We start from the raw sequence: 19,920 nt of genomic DNA, 5'->3' as shown, positions 1-19,920 counted from the left end.
TCAGCGAATGATTCCGTCGGCTTTCAGCTTCGGGATCAGCGTCTGCGCGAGCTGGCTCGTCGCTTTGGGAATGTCGCTCGTTCCCAGGCCCTGCGTGGTGACGGTCCAGACCAGCTTTTCGCTGCGTGCGTCCCAGACGCTGGTTTCCAGCGTGACGACTTCGTACTGGGTGACCTCCGGCGCCGACGCCCATGCGCCGCCGTACCAGCCATAGAAGCCACCATAACCTGGGCCACTCGGTGAAACGTTGACGCGTTGTTCGATGCGCTGAACGCGCGTGGTCAGCACGGCCTGGCTGCCGGTGGATTTGACCAGATCGCCGAGCTTCACGGCGGCGCCTTCGCCCGCGGGGATCTGCGAGTAGCTGGCCGAAGCGGCAACGCCCGCAGTAGTGAGTTCGCGCGTGAATGTGTCTTCGAACAGGCGGCGCATGGTGTCGCTGCGCGCGATACCGACGACGAGAACTTTCGACGCGGGCGGCCCGGACCAGCTGGGATCTTTCCACTGATTGGTCACGCTGACCGACGAGCAGCCGGCGATGGCCACGACGGCGGTGAGGCAAAGCACAGGCAACGTTCTCATGGCTGCTCCTTCGATGACCGGGTGGAATGAAAAGATCCTGCTTGTCGGCGGGATGACCGGCCAGGGGAGGGCGATGACCGCAGGGACCGACAAGCAGGAAAACGATGTGACCAGTTGACCTTGGGCGGGCAATGGCGCGCCAGCGAAGAGCTACCGGCAACGTCTGCGTACTTCTACGGAGAAAGTTTTTTTCCGGACGATGCAGTGAACGGTGTAGACGGATCGCGGACCAGGCCCAGCCGGATCGCCTCGCGCACCAGCGCCACGCCGCTGTGTACATGCAGCAGGTCAAGCAGTGACTGGCGATGGCTTTCGACGGTACGTACCGAAATGCCCAGCTCGGCGGCGATGTCGCTTGCGCGGCGGCCTTCGGCCATGCGATCCAGGACTTCGCGCTGTCGCCGCGTCAGCTTCTGCACGGATACGGGGGCATTGATCAGCGCGGCCATCAGACCGGGACTCAGGTAGCGGCGTCCCGCCATCACTTCGCCGATGGCTTCGATGAGTTCGCCGCTGGACGATTGCTTCAGTACGTAACCCCAGGCGCCCGCCTGCATGGCCTCCTGGACGACCAGCGCCTCGTCGTGACTGGAGAGCACCACGAAGCGCGCCACCGATCGCCGCTCGCTCAGCGCATGCAACGGCGCGAGTCCTGGCATGTCGGGCATGCCGATCTCGGACACCACGATGTCGTAACGGCCGGTGGTGGCGCGATGCAGCATGTCGCGCCCGGTGTATACGACGGCGATATCGCGGATCAGCGGCGCGAGCAGCGCGGCCAGGCCTTCGGCTACGCAACGGTGATGATCCGCGATCAGAAGCCGGACGTGGTCGACCCCTTTCCGAGGAAAACCCTCCTGCATGGCGGGCGTCAGAATGCCAGGTTGACGTTGAGCACGAGCGGTTCGCCGCGCAGACGATCCTTTACGTCGAATTCTTTCAGCCAGCGCAGCGTGAAATCGATGCTGCTTTCCTTGCCGAACGATTTTTTGTAGTTGAGAGCGGGGCCCGCGCCCAACGAGTGACCCTTGAATCCATTGAGCCGGTCGGCGGTCGGGCCTTCGTCCTTGTCGATCTGTTGCAGCCATCCGAAAGCCAGGCCGTAGCCGAAGCCGCTGGGAGTGCGCTTCATGGCAAGCGCGTCGAGCCGGAATACCGATCCGTTCTGGTAGTCGGTATCGTTATTTTTCGAATAGAAGTCCACGCCGGCAAGAAAGCTCAGTTCGATGCTTCCCTTGTCGTACAGGTGCGTGTATCCGACCGCGGGCGTGTACGTCCATACGTTCAGGCCTTTGTTTGCGAGCCGCCCTTTCTGGTAGTCGGCGGTCGGCGCATAGATGTACAGACCGAACGACCAGTGTTCGACCTCACTCACGTGATAACTGGCGATGACCGGCGCGAAGTAGAGATCGAACAGGCCCGATGCGCTGTCGTTCGTACGCGAATTCAGCCGGCCGACGGAAAGGTCGGCGCTCACGCTCGGACGGATATAAGGCACGGTGAACATGCTCGCGTAGTTCCATCGACCTTTGCCGGTGTCCCAGATATAAGCGAACGTCGCGGCGTAGAGATCGACCTTGGCATGCAGGTTCAGCGCGGCCACGCCGCCGATGGGTACGGCGCGGTTTCCACCGATATTGCCGTCGTAGTTGACGTAACTGATCGAAACGTTAAGGCCGGGCGTTGGCGGAACGATGCCGACGTACGGCGTGATCTGCGCACCGGTGATAGAGCGACCCATCGCCCCCTCCACGGCGCCGGCGCTGCCGGACATGGCGACAGTCGTAAATGCGATCGCGCAGACAAGTCGGTTCTTCATGATGTTCGCACCTGGGTGGCCATACGATCAGATTGCGCAACGTCGAGCGGTTGGGTAAGCGAACTTTCACCGGATGCGATTGCGTAAATTTACGTGGTCGCTGTCAGGGCTTCGGTCGCAGCAGCGAGCCGAATGTGAGGTAGACGGCGGTGTGTCCGCCGGCCGCGTGCCCGAGCCCGAAGAACACCGGGCCCAGTGGCGATTCCACCCCGGCGAAAATACTTCCCGCATAGATCAGCGAATCCAGGCGCACATTGTTCTTGTTGTGCCATGTGTTACCAGCCTCCAGGCTCGCGCCTATGTAGATAGGCGTCGAGAAAATCGCATCCAGGCTGCCGGTGCGCCGGTACAGCACCGCCCGGCCCAGCGCGGCCTGGTTTCCGAAGAGCGATCGTTCCGTGTAGCCGGAAAGATTCAGGAATCCGCCGAGAAAGTTCTGGGTTTCGATGAAGTTCGTGTTGTCCAGTGTGCTTGCCATGCGTACGCCGAGCAGCAGGTGATAACGCCCCGTGCTCATGCCCCAGTCGGGAATCCAGTCGGCGACGAGGCGTGCGACGTCGCCGTTCACCTTGCCGCCCAGCGCCTGGCGATAGGCTTCATAGACGAAATTGATATGCGTGCCGCGGGTAGGAAATTGCGCGCTGTCGAGACTGTCCCAGTCGAGTCCGATCTGGCCCATCGCGAAGTCGGACGTGCCGCTGGGAAAGAGGGTAGGTGTGCCCACCCGCAGATCGCCCGTGTCCTTGCCACGCACGACGGATGCCGAGACACGCCAGTAAGATGCCGGCGACCAGCCGGCCTCCACGCCGAGATTGCGGCGCTTGATGCGATACTCGGCAAGCTGGTGGTCGCCGTTGTTGTCGAATATCGGAACGTCCTCGTTCCGGATCGCGGCGAAGGGCATGATGTACCCGGTCGCGCCCTGTCCGAAGGGTTGATAGAACTCCGAACGCAGCCCGCCGATGCGTCCGGCCCAGAGCGTGTTACGCCATTCGCCTCCCAGACTATTGAGGTTGGTGGCGGTGACTTCGGCGGAGATCAGGTATTCGCTGCGGCCATTGAAGTCGTCGTCCAGCTGGAAGCCGAACTTGCCGTAGATCGGCCCCCAGGGTTTGTCGGTCGGCGTGAGCAGCACGCCGCGGTCCTCACCACGCCGCACCAGATGGTAGTCGACCTGCTGATAGTTGCCGTGGCCGTAGATGCTGCCGATCGTCTTTTCCAGGTTGTCCGGGTTGAACGGCTTGCCGACTTCCGGTTCCAGCTGTTTCCGGGCAAACGTTCCGGTCTGGGTATGTTTCGTGTCCACGTCGATGAACGCGACGAGTTTCGGATCGAAGTCGCGCTGACGATGGGATGCCTCGAAAGCCTGCCATGCCGCTGGCGATGCGCTTAGTTCCCGCAGTCGGGGAAGGGCGGCTTCGGCCGCCGCACGTCCGATCGCGATGGCTTCGCGCGCCCGGTTGAATTCGCCGGCACCGAGCTTGCCGAGAGCGGGTCTGATAAGGATATCGTCCGGCGCCATGCTCTTGAGCTGACGATCGGTTTTCTCAGCCATCAGTGCGCTGACCATCTGGTTGAGCAGAGCGACCGGATTGGTCAGCGTTTCTTCTTCCGCCAGTGGCGACCCTACGTCGACAACGATCAGCCGCTGTGCACCCATGTCGCGCACGACGTCGATGGGCACGTTGTCCATGAGGCCGCCATCGACCAGCAGTTTGCCGTCCACGTTGGTCGGAGCGAACGCGCCGGGTACGGACATGCTGGAGCGTATCGCCAGGGGCAGGTCGCCGCTGGCGAAAACGACGGGTTTGCCGGCGACGATGTCGGTGGCCACGGCGCGGAAGGGAATCGATAGCTGGTTGAAGTCATGGACGTCCCATGCCGAAACCAGCAGGCGTCGCAGCAGCAACAGAAGCTTCTGTCCCTGCACGACGCCCGCGGGCGTCACGATGTGGCCGTTCTTGTAGCCGACTTCGAAATTGAGCAGGTAACGGTAATCGGCGTCCTTGCGGTGCATCGGTTCCTCGACCCGGTCCGGATCGTCGGAAAAGAGATCTTTCCAGTCGAGTTCGGTGACGACCCGGTGCATTTCTTCGGGCGTATAGCCGGCCGCATACATGCCGCCGACGATCGAGCCCATGCTGGTGCCCGCGACGCGGCAGATCGGAATGTGCTCGTGTTCCAGCACTTCCAGCACGCCAATATGGGCGGCGCCGCGCGCACCGCCTCCGCCGAGCACCAGTCCGATGCATGGCGATGGGTCCAGCGTGGTCGCGCGCGACAGCGGTGCGGCGATGAAAATGCAAAGGCCGGCGACGACGAGCAACAGATGGCGCATGCACATGCGATGTCTCTTCCGAAGGGGCCCCGGTGTGGTCACCAGTGTCTACTCCGGAAAAGACGTGCGGCAGCGAAGAAGAGGCCGGCGCAACTAGGTATATCTACCTATTGGAAAATGCGAACCAGTTACGTAGTTTGGCATGCTGATCGGGTTCATCCTCGCGTATAGTCGATGCGTTATCGAAACCCCCTAGGGGAGGGTTTCGGCTTTCACGTGCGGCAGGTGCGTCTATCGCGTAACCCTGGAAAGGGACGGGAGAATCACTCGTGCAAGCGGCGGCAATCGAAGGAAAGATTTCGTGGTTATGGGGAGCTGGCGCGTTCGCGGGTGGCGCCGTTGCGCAGCTTCTGTCGGTCGCTATGTGGAGTCATCGGGACGGGACGCACATGGCCTGGTTTCCCGGCGCCGTGCTTCTTGCCGCTCTTCTGACGGCGCCGCGCGTCGCATGGACATGGTGCGTCGTAGGCACGTTCGTCGGTATCGTGACTGTCGCTGTCGCGTTCGGCGTTCCCGCGTGGGAGGCGGCCCTCGTGGCTATTTCGCCGATGCTGCTGTGTCCCGTCGCGGCGCATGTACTGCTAGCTGTACCGGGCAAGGTACCCGCGACGGAAGACTTCCGTCGGCTGCTGGCCTTCACCGGTGTGGCGCTTATCGTATTGCCGCTGACGTCCGCCCTGGCGATTTTCTACCTGAGCCAGTTCACGTCGCTGCGTGGCGCCGTGCTTTCCGACTGGCCGAACATCGCGCTGGCACATGCGCTGGGTTACGCGCTCTACGTACCGGCATGGATCAGCCTGGTCTCGGCGGGAATCGGTCTGCGTCACGGCAACTGGCCGAGTGCGGTACACGTGGCCAGCATGATTGCAGCGGCGGGCGTTCTGGGATTGCTCTGGTATGCCTACGGCAACGAACCGAGTCTTCGTCCGCTACTTCTCGTAGCGCCTGCGCCGATCATCATCTGGGCGTGCGCCGTGGCTCGGACGGCAGGTGCATCCGTCGCCATTCTGGTGATCGCCCTTCTTGCGGCACAGCTTTCGGTGGATGGCAGGGGACCTTTCCTTGCCACGACGGCGCCTTTCACGACACTCAGTGTGCAGCTGTGGTCGTTGTCGATGGCCGCGGGAGCGCTTTCGCTCGGTGTGCTCATCGAGCAGCGTCAGGCCATTCGCGACAAGCTTGCCGAGACCAATCGCGAAGTACGCGAACTGGCCGGGCGGCTCATCGCTACGCAGGAGCAGGAGCGCGCGCGTCTGGCCCGCGACCTGCACGACGACATCAATCAGCGGTTGGCCGCTTCGTCGATCCAACTATCTGCGTTGCGTCGCAAAGTCGGTCCGGCCTGCCAGCCCGACGTGGCGCGCATCCAGTCTCAGCTGATGTCGCTGTCGGACGACGTGCGCCAGTTATCCCATGAACTTCATCCGAGTCTGCTCCGGCAGACCGGCCTGGCCGGCGCGCTGGATGCGCTGTGCAATTCACAACGTCATCACAATGGTCCTGCGATTCAACTGGAAGTTCATCAACAGGCCAACGACCTTCCGGGAGACGTTTCGCTCTGTTTTTACCGGGTGGTGCAGGAGGCGTTGGCCAACGCTGTCCGCCATGCCTTTGCACACCGCGTATACGTGGCCGTGACGGTCGATCCCGTAAAAGCGACGCTGTTTGTCTCCGACGATGGGGTGGGCTTCGTCCCGCATCGGCCGGAAGTAGGGAAAAGCAGGGGAATTGGTCTCATTAGCATGGATGAGAGAGCGAAGCTTCTGGGGGGAAGCTTCGAGTTGCGCACGTCACCTGGAAAGGGAGTGGATGTATGTATACGTATTCCGTTGCCGACGTAGGGCCGGGGACTGTCTCCCGTATCGTGTTTGCGGACGATCACCGTATGGTGGCGGAAGGCATCGAACGATTGCTCGACGACGAGTTCGATCTGGTGGCGCTGGCATGCGATGGCCGTTCCCTGCTGGAAGTCGTTCGCAACGAACGCCCCGATCTCGTGCTTTCGGACATCAATATGCCGCACGGCAATGGGCTCGATGTGCTGAAGGAGCTTCGCGCGGAAGGCAATACCACTCCTTTTGTTTTTCTGACCATGCATGCCGAACCCGCACTGGCCGCCGCCGCCATGCGCGCCGGTGCCAATGGGTATGTGCTGAAACTTTCGGCGGGCGAGGATCTGCTCAACGCCCTGCGCCAGGTGCTGGCCGGAGGCACCTATGTCACGCCGTCTCTGGGTGCCCGTTACCTGCGCGGACGGCTGCAGGAGTTGCACGACCTGACGGCCAAACAGCGCGAAGTGCTTCGTCTGGTGGGCAAGGGGCTGCGCTCTAAGCAGATTGCTTCGGAACTGGGCCTGTCGGTGCGTACCGTCGAGGCGCACAAGTACACGATGATGCAGATACTGGACGTGCATTCGACGCTGGAACTGGTGCGCCGCTCGGAGGATCTAGGTCTGTTGTTCTGACCCGTGGCGGGATCGAGCGTAGTTTTACGCAATGCTTCTGTGGGTTCTTTTCGCTTACGTAAGTTTTCCCGAAGGCGGAATCTGCACTTCGTGGCCACGCCGCGAAGGAATCCCATGACACGGGCGACGATCGTCCTCGCCGAAGATCACCCAAGGGTGGCCGAGGAAATCCGGCTGCTGCTGGACGATGCCTTCGAGGTGCTCTGTGTCGTAACACATGGGCAGGCATTGGTGACCGCCGCGAGCCGGTTGATGCCCGACATCGTCGTTACCGATATCAGCATGCCCGGGCTGGACGGTATCGATGCCGCCAGGATACTTATCGCACAACGACCGTCGCTTGGCGTTGTATTCATTACCGTGCATGACGATCCCGCACTTGCGCGCAAGGCGCTGTCGATTGGCCGTGGTTATGTGTTGAAGGCGTCGGCGGGAGAGGATCTGGTGGATGCGATCGATGCCGCGCTGCGCGGCGAAATATTCGTGTCGATGTCGCTGGCCGGGATGGTCGGGCATACCTGATATCCGATCGCATATCCGTAGTTTTACTATCGCGCCTCCCGTACTTCCTCGCTGTCGGGTTACGCCCGGCCGGGCGACGATGCCATGGCACGGCCGGACGGCCATAAAGGAACGTCACGATGGATGGCACCTTCAACGCGCATACGTTGATCGAATGGTCGGCACTCGGTATCGAGTTGCTTGCCATCGTGCTTATCGTCGTCGCGATCCTTTCCGCTACCGCTATTTACCTGCATGGGCTGTTGACCCGATCGTCGTACCGGGCAACCCACTACGACATTTACAAGCGCAGCGTCGGCAGGGCGTTGTTGCTATGCCTCGAAATACTGGTTGCCGCGGACATCGTGCGTACCGTCGCGCTGGACTCGACCATCCAGAGCGTGATGGCGCTCGGGTTGCTCGTGGTGGTGCGGACCTTCCTCAGCTGGTCGTTGATTCTGGAAGTGGAAGGACACTGGCCATGGAGTGCCGAACGATCGGCGGACGACGAACCTGCCAACCGTCCGCCACCGTCTTACTGAAAGAGGAAACGCGCATGGCTTGTGTGATGACCGCGCCGACGACGCGGAACGCCGCATCGCGAGACGGCATGATCCTTATCGAGGGCGGAACCTTCCGCATGGGATCGGAGAATTTCTATCCGGAGGAAAGGCCGGTTCATCGCGTGCGCGTCGATGCTTTCCTGATCGACCGCGCACCCGTCACGAATGCCGATTTCCGCCGTTTCGTCGAAGCCACCGGGTACCTTACGTACGCCGAAATTCCGCCCCGCGCGGAAGACTATCCGGGCGCGGATCCGGCGATGCTGCAACCGGGTTCCCTTGTATTCGTGAAGCCCGACGGTCCGGTGCCGCTGCGCATCGAGCATTGGTGGCGTTTTGTCCTTGGCGCCGACTGGCGTCATCCGTTCGGGCCGGACAGCGACCTTTCCGGGCTGGACGACCATCCCGTCGTCCACATCGCCGCGCGCGATGCCGAAGCGTATGCGGCGTGGGCGGGCAAGCGCCTTCCCACCGAGGCCGAGTGGGAATTCGCGGCGCGTGGAGGCCTCGATCAGAGCGATTACGCCTGGGGCGACAGGCTCGATCCGGACGGCCGCATGCTCGCGAACTACTGGCAGGGGATGTTCCCTTTCGAGAACCTGACAACCGATGGATTCGAACGCACTTCGCCGGTAGGTAGCTATCCGCCGAATCCATTTGGCCTGGTGGATATGATCGGGAACACGTGGGAATGGACGTCCGACTGGTATCGGGCCGCGCATACCCAGGAAGTCCAGAAAGCCTGCTGTGTGCCGGCCAATCCACGCGGCGGTCAAGAGGCAGAGAGTCACGACCCGCGGTCCGCCGGTCCGCCTATTCCCCGGCGTGTCCTGAAAGGCGGCTCGCATCTGTGCGCGCCCAGCTATTGCCGTCGTTATCGTCCCGCCGCGCGCTATCCGCATCCGGTGGATACCTCGACCAGTCACGTCGGTTTTCGCTGCGTCGGTTCGATCGACACAAGCATCCACGGAGATATGCCATGAGTTTCGCACTGATGCTGTTCCAGCCTGTCGCGACGGCCGTCCAGGGTGCGGCAGTACCCATCCTGTCGTTGTCGGACGCGTTCATGCTGCTTTTCATCACCGTGGGTCCGCCGCTGAAAACGCCCGCGGCTTACTACGCACGCGCACAGTTCTTCGACAGCAAGACCCGGCACAACCTGGCCTGGAAGACGTTCGCGCTGGCGACGGTGGCGGTGCTGATCGGCGGTTTTCTCGGTGCCGGCCTGCGCAGCAACTGGCATATCTCCATCCCCGCCATGCTGCTCGCCGGCGGGGTGATTTTTTTCCTCGTATCGCTGCAGACCGTGTTGGGGCAGTACACCAGCGAGGCGCCCGTCGCACCGCCACCGGCCGCGCCAGGCCATACGCCCGCGGTGCCCCGCGTGCCGGGCGCATTCGAAACCGCGGTGCCGATGATCGTCACGCCGTATGGACTCGCCGCCCTCATTATCCTGCTGGCTTCGAGCCACAGCACCGAACGAACGGTCGCCATCGTGTTGCTTCTGGTCGGCGTTATGGTCCTGCATCTGCTGGCGATGCTGTTCGCCGGTCCCATCGTGCGCAGCATCGGCCCGTTGCCGTTCAAGCTGTTCGGTACGATCATCGGTTCGCTGACCGTGGGACTGTCGATCCAGATGATGATGGCCGCGCTGATCCAGCTTGGCCTGCTCCCCGCGTCCATCGGGTTGCTCGGGCAGTGAGCTGTCGACGGGAGCGCGTCACGCGCTCCCGTCGTTACCCGCTCAGGATTTCGGCGTTACCGAAACCGCCAGGCCTTCGTCGTAGGTGGCCTTGATGAACTGACCGGGTTTCACTTTCTTCAGTCGCTCCTGCCACTTCGGATCCATGACGCCAAGCGTGTATTGATCGCCCTGCGGACTTTGGAGCGTGATGGTGTTCTCCTTGGTATCCACCGCAATAACCTTGGACGTGGTCACGACGCGCCGGGCGCCCGCCGCGCCGGGTTTCGAACCCTTTGCCGCGCGCTCTACCGATTCGCTGGCTGTGGCACCTACGCTTCCGCTGGTTTCCAGCTGCAGTAGCAGCGAGCGCGTGTACTCGACATTGACCTGGTCGCCGGCCTTTACCTTGTCCAGATTGCGGACTTCGGGACCGACTTCCACGGTTTCCTGCCGGCCGTCGGCACCACGTACGGTCACGTGACGGGTTTTCTGGTCGACGGACACGATCTCGCCCGTCAGATGGATCGTGTCCGAAGCCTGAACCTGTGCGTGTGCCATGGTGAAACCGCCAAACGCTATCGCGATGGCGAGGGCAGCGATACGCAGACGTTGTGCATTGAGTGGGGATGTGACCATGGTTCGTCTCGCCTTTGGGGTGGAGACACCAGTATTCGCGGACGCGTGAAGCGCCGAACAGCGAACAAGTACCTGCTTCGGTGCCGTAACTCTACGGTGTCGTACCTGTCGCAAGGGCAGGCGCGCGCATGCTATCGGCGACGTCCATCCAGCAGACCAGCAGGAATCCATCCGTTACCCGAGGGCGGAGTTTTACGGATTGATTACTCGAAACGGGCCGCTGACGGGCAGCTTGTTTACACCCCGTGCGTCTACATTGACCCCACTCCAAAGAGGCGTGCGTCGATGTCGATCATGGTGATAACGGAAACAGCGGGTAGCGATGCCGATGCGCTCGCGCTGGCTACACGGGCAAGAGCGGCGGGGCAGACGCTGGTCTGGCGCGTGTGCGACAGCGTCCGTGCCGTGACCGAATGCGTGCGTTCCTCTCGCGGGGAAGGCGCGGAGCTGGTGTTGCTGGACATGGATGTCCCGGAGGACGGCGATGCGGCCGGCGCGTCGCTGACCGATGCGCTCGGCGAGCTACCCGTGCCCTTTATCGAAATACACGACCGCGACGGCGAGGGGAGTCATCCCGCGATGGTGACCGTCGTGGTTCCCGGCGATCGGGAGGCGGGGGTGGACATGGCTTTGTCGATCGCGCTGCGTTATCTGGCTGGCCACGAGCGGATGGCGGCATGAGCATGGTGTCGCATGGTGTCGACATGCTGGTACTCGAGCGCCGCGGGGTGGTGACACTGGGTCAGCGCCGTGCGTTCGCACTCGTGCCTGCACCCGGAGTCGGTATGGTGGATCTCGCCCAGGGAGCGGCACTGGCCAGCATAGGCGATACGTCGCCGGAGGGTTGCCTGCTGGCGGGACTGGCACGTCCGGCAGCCGGAGGCGCCGTGCGCACGCTGGCGCATACGCCGCAACGGCATCTCAGTGGCGCCGATGTCGAAGGCCATCCTTACCGGAAGGGCGATCGTACTGCCGTGGAAAGTTGGCTCGATGCGTCGTGCAGCCATCTGCCGGCGTGGTTCGACGAACGTATCGACGAATACGCCGCCAGCGGCGACGAAAGCTGGATCGTCGTCGATGCGGACCGTCCGCTTGGGATTGTCCGCTGGCGCGACGAATTGCGGCCGGGGGTTCGCGGTTGTTGCGAAGCGTTGCGTCGCGAGGGTATCGCCACGGTTCTTATGTACGACGGCGATGTGACGATGGGGGCGTCGCTTGCCGTGCATGCCGGTATCGATCATGTACTCGCAACGGACGATCCGATGCTTCGTGGCGAGGGCGTGGCGGTTTGCGCGCGAACCCGCCCGGTGCTTGGCGGCGGCCTCTATCTTGGCGACGATCTCGCGAAGGCGACCGCGACGATCATGCGTTCGCGCCGCCCTTATGGACGCTGGCTTCCGCGTTTGCTGCGGCATTTGTAATGCCTTGAGCGCGTAGGAGCCCGCAAGCGGGCTCCTACGCGTGGGCGAGCTATGGCTTGCCTACTTCCCTTGTGTTCTGCTCCATCACCTTCATCGCATCTTCGCTCTTGTGCGGTGTTTCGCGATCGTCCGGATGACGAACGACGGACGGTGGTGCGGCGGGGACGACCGGAGGTGGCGCGACGGGCTGTTGTACCACGGGTGGAACGAGCGGTTGCGCGGGTTCGGGCGTGGCGACCGGTGGCGCGGCGGCCTCGACGGGACGCTTCGGCGGATTCATGACGCGCCACGCGAAGATGCCAAGCATCAGCACAATGACCGCGACGAGCAGGATCGGACCCAGCCGCGACGTTTCCGGCGCCGTGCGGCGTTTCGTCCCGCGGGCTTTCGCCCCTTTGCCGCTGGCACGCACCGGATCGGTTTCGGGAAGGACCGCGCCGAGATGTTCCGGAAGCTTGAGCATGACGCGGAGGATTTCGCCGTCCACGAGGCGCAAGCGCGGCTGACGCGATGCCGCCTTGCGCGCGTCGGGCGTGAATTGTCCGCGCGTGATAAGTACGGCGCTGTTGGCCGCTTCGTTGAGCATGGTGCCGAGCAGCAACTGGACGTCGCTTGCGGAGACTTCCTTGGCGTCCCAGTGACGGCACTGCGCGATCACGAACTCGGCGCCGCGACGAAGGCGGAGGTCGACGCTGCCTTCCAGGGTTTTCAGCGAACCTGCCGTGCCGAAGTGTTCGACGCGGTATCCCTGGTCGCGATAGTGCTCGGCGAGCAGGTGCTCGAAGTCGTGCCAGGAAAGGCGAGAGAGCGCATCCATGTCGCGCTTGTTCGCATGGTTCGGGCCGACCATCAACGGATTCCGTTCGTGTGTGGTCGCCATGATAGCGAAAATGTGCGCTACGTCACATAAAGGCCCTGGTGTAAGACACGCCTATCGCCCCGTTGCTATGCAGCATGGCAGCCGGTAGATTCGCGGGTTCGAACGGGGTTTGGGGGGAATGCAATGAAACGTCTTATGGCCATCGCGGCCGTTGCGGTGCTGTCCGGCTGCGGCGGAGCGAACGACCGGGTGCCTGTGCGCCTGGACAATGTGATCGCAGCGGGTCCGAGTTCGCCGTGGTTGACGGTCGAACCGGCCACGAACATCGTGCCGGTCAGCGGACTGGACCACAGCGTGAAGATCGAACCGACGCCGGAACTGACAGCCGGTGTGGAAGCCCAGCTGCGCAAGGCATTGCAGCCAAAGTATTACACCGACCTGATCGTCGGCTGCCGCGGCGTGCAGGCCAGCGTGTCGGTGGATAAGGACGCTACGCCGGCCACGGCCACGATGGACCTTCAGGCGACCTGCCGCGTGACGTCGCGCGGCGTGGTGGTGTTGAAGTCTTATAGGGTGCGCCAGGCGGTACCCGTGAAGACGACCGCCACCGATCTGGACTATCAGGCGACGATTCCGCGCCTGCTGGAGCTGACGTCCGAGGACGTGGCCAACCAGATCTGGGCCACCGCGACGACCGCCGATCCGTCGGCGCATAAGTAAGTGGTAAAGCGGGGATGGGGGATGGGTAGTGGGGGCGCAGATCCGACGATCGCCTGAGGGAGTGGGTATCGCCCGGCTGAGGCAACGTCCGCTTGACGCTTGTCGTTCCCTCAGGCGATCGCCGGAAACACGCCCCCACTACCCATCCCCCATCCCCCATCCCCGCTTTTCAGGCCTCGACCGGCGAGAACGCGGCCCTGAGGTCTTCCTGGCAGCGCAGCAGTTGTTCCTGGGGAATGCGCTGCTGAGACACCGCCAGCAAGGTGGTGTCGGCATCGACGACGCCTTGTTCGATCAGGACGTCCAGCATGGCCAGCCGACTCGACGCGAGCAGCGAACGTCCGAGTGGCGTCTGCGCGCCCGCGTCGGCTGGATCGGCTCGCTCGGCCAGCGCCTGCACCACCCGCGACGGAAAGACCCAGTGCCGCGCGGCATGCAGGGAAAGGCGCTCGATCTGTTGCGCCACGGCGGCGACGAAGGGGCGCGAGGCGGGCTGGCCGCCAAGGTCGGCATAGGTTTCCAGGGCCATGATCGCGGCCTGCGCGCCGGTGTGGCTGACCAGTCCCGCCAGATACGCTTCGAACGGATCGCACGTGCCCTTGCCGAGGTAGATGCATGCATGCGCGCAACGCTCGGCGTGCTGCCAGAGCAGTTCGCCGGTCAGATTGCCCGAACGCCTCGTTTCGAAATGCAGGATGGGGCGCATGACCAGTTGCATGACGACGCGACGCAGGCCGTCCTGGCCGATGAGCACGATCGCCTGGGGCAGGCTGGATACAGGGCGCGTGGTGCGGAAATACGCGGTGTTCGCCACGCGGATGATTTCACCCACGAGGACGGTGTCGCGCGCGATCTGCTCGGCCAGCCGTTTGCTGTCCGCGTCGTCGTTGCGCAGCGAGCGGAGTAACTGGGGTACCACGGACGGTAGGCGCGGCAGCTGCGCCACGTCGAAACGGTCGCCGCCGAAAGCTTCGCGCATGCGTCGCAATGCGGCCTGTTCGGCGCCCGATAGTATCGGTTCGCACGCTTCGTCGATGCCGAGAATGAGCCGGTAGAAGCGGTGCTCGATCTCCTCGGGCGCCATCGCATTGGCCGCGGGTTCGTCGATCTCGGGGATCGCTAGGTGGGTTTCGCGCAGGGCATAGCCTGCCTCGGGCGCGCGACGAGCATGCCGGCCGTCGGAAATCCGGCCGCCAAAAATCCGTTTGAAGAACTTGCCGATCACGCTGTCGTTTGTCCCCGGGGTTGCCCGTTCAACTGTGTCGCAAGTGTAAGCCATGCGCGTATGCGCGATGCGAAGCTAAAGTACGCAACATGATGCCTGCGTCCTCTCCCGATCTTTCCGCCGCCAGCCGTGTGTATCTTCCCGAAGGCGCATGGCATACGGTGCTCGACTTTCTGGTCGACCGTTTTCCTTCGGTGGGAAGGGATGCGTGGGTGGAGCGGATGCGGGAAGGGCGGGTTCTCGGTGCGGACGACCTGCCGATCGCCGTCGGAGATCCTTTCCGTGCAGGAGCGCTCGTACGCTATTTCCGCGATGTGGGCACCGAAGCGGTCATTCCTTTCGCGGAGCGGATCGTCCACGTCGACGATCATCTGGTCGTGGTCGATAAGCCTCACTTCCTGCCCGTGATGCCGGCCGGCCGGTTCGTGGAGGAAACGTTGTCGCGACGCGTGGTGCGCGCGTTGGGCAATCCGGACCTGGTCGCTTTGCATCGTCTGGATCGCGGTACGGCCGGTCTGGTGCTTTTTTCGGCCTGCCCATCCACGCGGGACGCGTATCAGCGCCTGTTCCGCGAACGGCGGATCGACAAAACCTACGAAGCACTGGCGGCCGCGTTGCCTGGTCTGACGTTCCCGCTGACGCGCGCCACGCGGATCGAACGCGGGGAACCGTTCTTCCGGATGCGTGAGGTCGACGGCGAACCGAACGCCTGGACGCGCATCGACACGATCGATCGCCACGGCGATCGCTGGCGCTATGCATTGCAGCCGGTGACCGGACGCAAGCATCAGCTGCGGGTGCACATGATGGGGCTCGGGGCCCCCCTGATTGGCGACGCACTTTACCCCGATCCCATGACCGAAGATCCCGCCGATTTTTCGAATCCCCTGCGCCTGCTGGCGCGCGAACTGCGCTTCGTCGACCCGCTGGACGGTCGCGAACGGGTGTTCCGGAGCGATCGCATCCTCGACGACTGAGGTAAACGGGCGCAGACTATGCGCCTCCCCGCCGCGTCTTTCCGGATGAGCCCCGCTCCAGGTTTCCGCACCATTGCCCTGATCATCGCCAGCGCGATGTTCATGGAGCAGCTCGACGGCACCATTCTGGCGACGGCATTGCCCAGCATGGCGACTTCGTTCGACGTCTCGCCGCTGCATATGAGCGTGGCGCTTACCTCGTACATGCTGAGTCTGGCGGTGTTCATTCCCGCCAGCGGCGCGGTCGCCGACCGTTATGGCGCACGCGATGTGTTTCGTACGGCCATCGTCCTGTTTACCCTCGGATCGATGTTGTGCGGTATCGCGCCCAATCTGCCGATGCTGGTCCTGGCGCGGCTGCTGCAAGGTATCGGCGGCGCGATGATGGTGCCCGTCGGGCGGCTGGTCCTGCTTCGTTCGGTACCCAAGCACGAGCTGGTTTCGGCGATGTCGTGGCTGCTGGTTCCGGCGCTGATCGGACCGGTGATCGGGCCGCCGCTGGGCGGTCTTATCGTTACCTGGCTTTCGTGGCGCTGGATCTTCTATATCAACCTGCCGATCGGCATCGTGGGTTTCATTCTCGCGACACGCTTCGTGCCGGATGTCCGCGCCGCGGAGCGAACGCCGTTCGACGGTATGGGCTTCGTGCTGTCCGGTATTTCGCTGTCGTGCCTGGTTTTCGGGTTGGAGCTGGCCAGTCGCGGAGCGACCAGTCCGCTGGGTTCGACCGGCCTGGTCGCCGGTGGGCTGGCCGTCGGAGCGCTGTATATCTGGCATGCCAGGCGGACCCGGTATCCGTTGCTGGACCTGTCGTTGATGCGCTTCCAGACCTTCCGGCTGTCGGTCGTCGGCGGATCGCTTACCCGCATCACCGCCGGGTCGGTTCCCTTCCTGTTGCCGTTGATGATGCAACTGGGCTTTGGCATGTCCGCCGCTCACAGCGGTATCGTGACCTTCGTCTCCGCGTTGGGCGCGATGGCGATGAAGGCGACGGCGGCTCCATTGCTGCGGCGGTTCGGCTTCCGTTCGGTGCTGGTATGGAACGGGGTGCTGTCGCTGGCGTTTATCGCCCTGTGCGCGGCCTTCCGGCCTGACTGGCCGTTGTGGATCATCTATGCCGTGCTGTTGATCGGCGGGTTCTTCCAGTCGCTGCAATTTACGGCGTACAACACCGTTGCCTATGCGGACGTACCCAGCGAGCGGTTCAGCAGCGCGACCAGCTTTTATACGACCTTCCAGCAACTTATGCTGTCGCTGGGTATCTGTGTCGCGGCCGCTTCGCTGCATGCCTCGGTCACGTTCAGTGGGCATACGCAGGCGCAGATCGGCGACTTCAGCGTCGCCTTCCTCGTGGTAACGATCGTCTCGCTGTTCGCCGCGCCGATCTGCGCGCTGCTTCCGCGTAACGCAGGCGCCGAAATGAGCGGCCACCGCTCACGCTAGCTACGCGCTCCTACAACGATTGCGAAGGGTAGGGCGTGGCCGGGGTCGGCCAGCTGCGGCGCAGGTCGGGCATGCCGGGGACGGTGGTCGGCAGCGGCAGCGGCAGCGGACCGGGCATCGTAGGTACCCCGTTGGTGGCGTCGCCCACGATGGCGATGATGCAGCCGCCACTGTCCAGCGAGCTACCGAACGACAGGCGGCCCCAGGGCATCTGCATGACCAGATAGCGATTGGGGAGCATGGCTGGGGCGGCCGGCAGGTTCGTTTCCGACGACGTGCCGTGGAAACTGGCGGCGGCGTCGGTCCGTCCGAAACACGGCTTCTGTTCGAGCTGGATGCTGGTGAACCGTACGATGGGGACGTCGCCGCCATCTTCGTTGCCGCGGGCCTCGAAAGCGGTGACGCGATAGCCATCCCGGGTGATGAAGGCGGCACTGCGCACGATCTGGGGCGGTGCGTCGTCCGTCGGCTGCAGGCCACCGGGAACCCGGCTGGAAAGCGTATCCATGGCGTTGGGCAAGGTGCCCATGGTGCCGTTGATAAGCTCCACCAGGGTTTTGTCGCTACGCGGCACGGTAGTCGCCGGAGCGGCAATGAGGCCGGGGCTCAGGAGGGCGGCCAGCAGGGCGGCCGTATGGCGTCGAGGTCGCATGAGGCCGTGATCGGGAAGGGCGCGGGCGCACAGTGTGCCTGAGCCGGGCGCGTTATGTGCGCCTTGCATTGCGCGCGGTCGCCCGGATATCGGTTGTTCGTTCCCCACCATACCCTCGACACCCCTATGCGATCACTGCGTTTCGACAATGCATTTGTCCGCGAGTTGCCGGCGGACGACGAATCGGGCGGCCGGCCGAGGCAGGTCGAGGGCGCCGCATATTCCTTCGTCTCTCCGACCCCGGTTGCCGCACCGCGGGTCATCGCGGTTTCGCGGGACGTGCTGGCGCTGCTGGACATGCCCGCCGACGCGGCGCGGGATCCCGAATTCGCCAGGGTGTTCGCGGGCAATGAGTTACTGCCGGGGATGCAGTCCTACGCGGCGAACTATGGCGGTCATCAGTTCGGGCACTGGGCCGGGCAACTTGGCGACGGCCGGGCCATCGGACTTGGCGAGGCTATCGGTCGGGACGGCGTGAGCTACGAGCTACAGCTGAAAGGCGCCGGGCGCACGCCTTATTCGCGTGGGGCCGATGGCCGGGCGGTATTGCGCTCGTCGATTCGCGAATTCCTCTGCAGCGAGGCGATGCACCATCTGGGCGTGCCGACCACGCGCGCGCTGAGCCTGGTAGCCACGGGCGACAGCGTCATGCGGGACATGTTCTACGACGGGCATCCGGAGGCCGAGCCGGGCGCGATCGTCTGTCGCGTGGCGCCGTCGTTCCTCCGGTTCGGATCGTACGAACTGCCCTCGTCCCGGAACGATGTCCCGCTGTTGCGCCGGCTGGTCGACCATACGATCCGCCATGGTTTTCCTCACTACGGGATCGCCGAAACCTATGACGAGCGCGTTCTCGGCGACTGGTTCGGCGAAGTGTGCGAGCGCACGGCGACGCTGATGGCGCACTGGATGCGCGTCGGTTTCGTCCATGGCGTGATGAATACCGACAACCTGTCGATCCTTGGTCTCACGATCGACTACGGTCCCTATGGCTGGATCGATAACTTCGATAGGGAATGGACACCGAACACGACCGACCGCCAGCATCGCCGCTACCGTTTCGGCCAGCAGCCACAGATCGCTTACTGGAACCTGCATCGGCTGGCTCAGGCGCTGTCGCCGTTGTTTTCGGGCGTCGAGGCGTTGCAGGAAGGGTTGGGTCGCTATGCCGCCAGGTTCGGGGCGGACGACTCCGCTTTTACGGCCGCCAAGCTCGGCCTTTCCGACTGGCGTGAAGGCGACGAAGCGCTGGCGCAGTCACTGCGCGAGGTGCTGACGGCGGGCGAGATGGATATGACGCTGTTTTTCCGGGCACTGGGACGGTTCGATCCGCTGGCGCCGGACCCGGAGGTTTTTGCTCACGTGTTCTACGACGCGGGAAAGCGGGAAGCGACCGAGGCGTCGTTCCGGGACTGGCTGGCGCGTTATTCGGTGCGTTTGCGTGAGGATGGCGCACCCGTCGAGCAGCGCGGGACGCTGATGAATGCGGCCAACCCGGTTTATGTGCTGCGCAATTACCTGGCTCAGCAGGCGATCGACCGTGCGACGGACGGAGACGGTGGCGGGGTGCTGGAGCTGCTCGAATTATTGCGGCACCCGTATGACGAACAGCCCGGGAAGGACGCGTTCGCGGCGCGCCGTCCGGACTGGGCGCGCGAAAAGGCCGGTTGTTCGATGTTGTCGTGTAGCTCGTAGCCGGGCCGGACTGGGATACCCGAAACCCTCGGTGCCAGCTAGCTCTCTGTAGTAAGGCTCTGTTGTGGGAAGGCTTTCTAGTGAGGCTGCTCTCCGTGGGAGCTTTCTGTGGGAGCGCGCTTGCGCGCGAAAGCCAACGGAGCGGCGATGCGGAGGGTGGCATCCGCAGCCCGTAGATCGGGCTCGCGGATGTGAGTATCCGGCTTCCTCGCTCCGTTGGCTTTCGCGCGCAAGCGCGCTCCCACAGAGAGTTGCCACGGAGAGTTGCCACGGAGAGCTGCCACAGAGAGCCAGCCCACGGAGAGCTGTTGCCGACACGCGACGGCCGGGGAGGGGCCATGCGCTAGAATCGCCGGTCGTCCTCCTGCCCCAAGGCACCT

At 63.6% G+C, this 19,920-nt stretch carries 20 protein-coding genes; 12 read left to right on the top strand and 8 right to left on the bottom strand.

All coding sequences use genetic code 11. From position 1 onward, the window contains the following. The 4 genes from AC3IR3_RS11965 to AC3IR3_RS11950 form a co-directional block, all read right to left on the bottom strand. Complete coding sequence (locus AC3IR3_RS11965) at positions 1–582, bottom strand: DUF4136 domain-containing protein (protein WP_489192367.1); 582 nt, start codon at positions 580–582, stop codon at positions 1–3. A 173-nt stretch (positions 583–755) separates the two neighbouring features. Next, positions 756–1,445: a response regulator gene (locus AC3IR3_RS11960; RefSeq protein WP_489192366.1), complete on the bottom strand. Its 690-nt coding sequence runs from the start codon at positions 1,443–1,445 to the stop codon at positions 756–758. Between the two features lie 8 nt (positions 1,446–1,453). After that, on the bottom strand, positions 1,454–2,401 hold the full coding sequence (locus AC3IR3_RS11955; RefSeq protein ID WP_489192365.1) for a SphA family protein: 948 nt from the start codon (positions 2,399–2,401) through the stop codon (positions 1,454–1,456). A gap of 103 nt (positions 2,402–2,504) precedes the next feature. Then, complete coding sequence (locus tag AC3IR3_RS11950) at positions 2,505–4,745, bottom strand: patatin-like phospholipase family protein (protein ID WP_489192364.1); 2,241 nt, start codon at positions 4,743–4,745, stop codon at positions 2,505–2,507. Positions 4,746–5,128: 383 nt separating this feature from the next. Between AC3IR3_RS11950 and AC3IR3_RS11945 the strand changes: the two genes are divergently transcribed. The 6 genes from AC3IR3_RS11945 (at position 5,129) to AC3IR3_RS11920 (ending at position 9,969) form a co-directional block, all read left to right on the top strand. Further along, the gene (locus AC3IR3_RS11945; RefSeq protein WP_489192362.1) at positions 5,129–6,580 is read left to right on the top strand and encodes a sensor histidine kinase; all 1,452 of its coding nucleotides are present in this window, start codon (positions 5,129–5,131) and stop codon (positions 6,578–6,580) included. After that, complete coding sequence (locus tag AC3IR3_RS11940) at positions 6,553–7,203, top strand: response regulator (protein ID WP_489192360.1); 651 nt, start codon at positions 6,553–6,555, stop codon at positions 7,201–7,203. Before AC3IR3_RS11945 ends, AC3IR3_RS11940 begins: the two co-directional genes overlap by 28 nt. 114 nt (positions 7,204–7,317) lie before the next feature. Next, positions 7,318–7,725: a response regulator gene (locus tag AC3IR3_RS11935; RefSeq protein WP_489192358.1), complete on the top strand. Its 408-nt coding sequence runs from the start codon at positions 7,318–7,320 to the stop codon at positions 7,723–7,725. Positions 7,726–7,844: 119 nt separating this feature from the next. Continuing rightward, positions 7,845–8,246 (top strand): DUF1622 domain-containing protein, encoded by a 402-nt coding sequence (locus tag AC3IR3_RS11930; protein ID WP_489192357.1) that lies wholly within the window; start codon positions 7,845–7,847, stop codon positions 8,244–8,246. Between the two features lie 14 nt (positions 8,247–8,260). Further along, the gene (locus AC3IR3_RS11925) at positions 8,261–9,250 is read left to right on the top strand and encodes a formylglycine-generating enzyme family protein (protein ID WP_489192355.1); all 990 of its coding nucleotides are present in this window, start codon (positions 8,261–8,263) and stop codon (positions 9,248–9,250) included. Next, positions 9,247–9,969 (top strand): MarC family protein, encoded by a 723-nt coding sequence (locus tag AC3IR3_RS11920; RefSeq protein WP_489192353.1) that lies wholly within the window; start codon positions 9,247–9,249, stop codon positions 9,967–9,969. Before AC3IR3_RS11925 ends, AC3IR3_RS11920 begins: the two co-directional genes overlap by 4 nt. A 42-nt stretch (positions 9,970–10,011) precedes the next feature. On the opposite strand, the gene AC3IR3_RS11915 is transcribed toward AC3IR3_RS11920, so the two are convergent. Further along, positions 10,012–10,587: a hypothetical protein gene (locus tag AC3IR3_RS11915; protein WP_489192352.1), complete on the bottom strand. Its 576-nt coding sequence runs from the start codon at positions 10,585–10,587 to the stop codon at positions 10,012–10,014. 285 nt (positions 10,588–10,872) lie between these two features. On the opposite strand from AC3IR3_RS11915, the gene AC3IR3_RS11910 reads away from it, so the two are divergent. After that, entirely contained in the window at positions 10,873–11,268 is a 396-nt protein-coding gene (locus tag AC3IR3_RS11910; RefSeq protein WP_489192350.1) for a hypothetical protein, read from the top strand. Beyond that, positions 11,265–12,008, top strand: coding sequence for a hypothetical protein (locus AC3IR3_RS11905; protein WP_489192348.1), 744 nt, complete (start codon positions 11,265–11,267; stop codon positions 12,006–12,008). Before AC3IR3_RS11910 ends, AC3IR3_RS11905 begins: the two co-directional genes overlap by 4 nt. A gap of 49 nt (positions 12,009–12,057) precedes the next feature. Here AC3IR3_RS11905 and AC3IR3_RS11900 read toward each other — a convergent pair whose 3' ends face one another. Next, the gene (locus AC3IR3_RS11900; protein ID WP_489192346.1) at positions 12,058–12,858 is read right to left on the bottom strand and encodes a restriction endonuclease; all 801 of its coding nucleotides are present in this window, start codon (positions 12,856–12,858) and stop codon (positions 12,058–12,060) included. Positions 12,859–13,011: 153 nt separating this feature from the next. Here AC3IR3_RS11900 and AC3IR3_RS11895 point away from each other — a divergent pair, with 153 nt between their 5' ends. Continuing rightward, positions 13,012–13,548, top strand: a complete 537-nt coding sequence (locus AC3IR3_RS11895) for a hypothetical protein (protein WP_489192344.1) — start codon at positions 13,012–13,014, stop codon at positions 13,546–13,548. A 169-nt stretch (positions 13,549–13,717) separates the two neighbouring features. Here AC3IR3_RS11895 and AC3IR3_RS11890 read toward each other — a convergent pair whose 3' ends face one another. Further along, entirely contained in the window at positions 13,718–14,773 is a 1,056-nt protein-coding gene (locus AC3IR3_RS11890; RefSeq protein WP_489192342.1) for an HDOD domain-containing protein, read from the bottom strand. Positions 14,774–14,865: 92 nt separating this feature from the next. On the opposite strand from AC3IR3_RS11890, the gene AC3IR3_RS11885 reads away from it, so the two are divergent. After that, entirely contained in the window at positions 14,866–15,750 is an 885-nt protein-coding gene (locus AC3IR3_RS11885) for a pseudouridine synthase (protein ID WP_489196921.1), read from the top strand. Positions 15,751–15,795: 45 nt separating this feature from the next. After that, on the top strand, positions 15,796–17,193 hold the full coding sequence (locus AC3IR3_RS11880; RefSeq protein WP_489192340.1) for an MFS transporter: 1,398 nt from the start codon (positions 15,796–15,798) through the stop codon (positions 17,191–17,193). Between the two features lie 10 nt (positions 17,194–17,203). On the opposite strand, the gene AC3IR3_RS11875 is transcribed toward AC3IR3_RS11880, so the two are convergent. After that, positions 17,204–17,845: a hypothetical protein gene (locus AC3IR3_RS11875; protein ID WP_489192339.1), complete on the bottom strand. Its 642-nt coding sequence runs from the start codon at positions 17,843–17,845 to the stop codon at positions 17,204–17,206. A 126-nt stretch (positions 17,846–17,971) separates the two neighbouring features. Here AC3IR3_RS11875 and AC3IR3_RS11870 point away from each other — a divergent pair, with 126 nt between their 5' ends. Next, positions 17,972–19,540 (top strand): protein adenylyltransferase SelO, encoded by a 1,569-nt coding sequence (locus AC3IR3_RS11870; RefSeq protein ID WP_489192337.1) that lies wholly within the window; start codon positions 17,972–17,974, stop codon positions 19,538–19,540. Positions 19,541–19,920: the final 380 nt, after the last annotated feature.

Source organism: Luteibacter sp. GL_149 (assembly GCF_057834065.1).
This window is presented reverse-complemented; position numbering and strand designations above follow the sequence as displayed.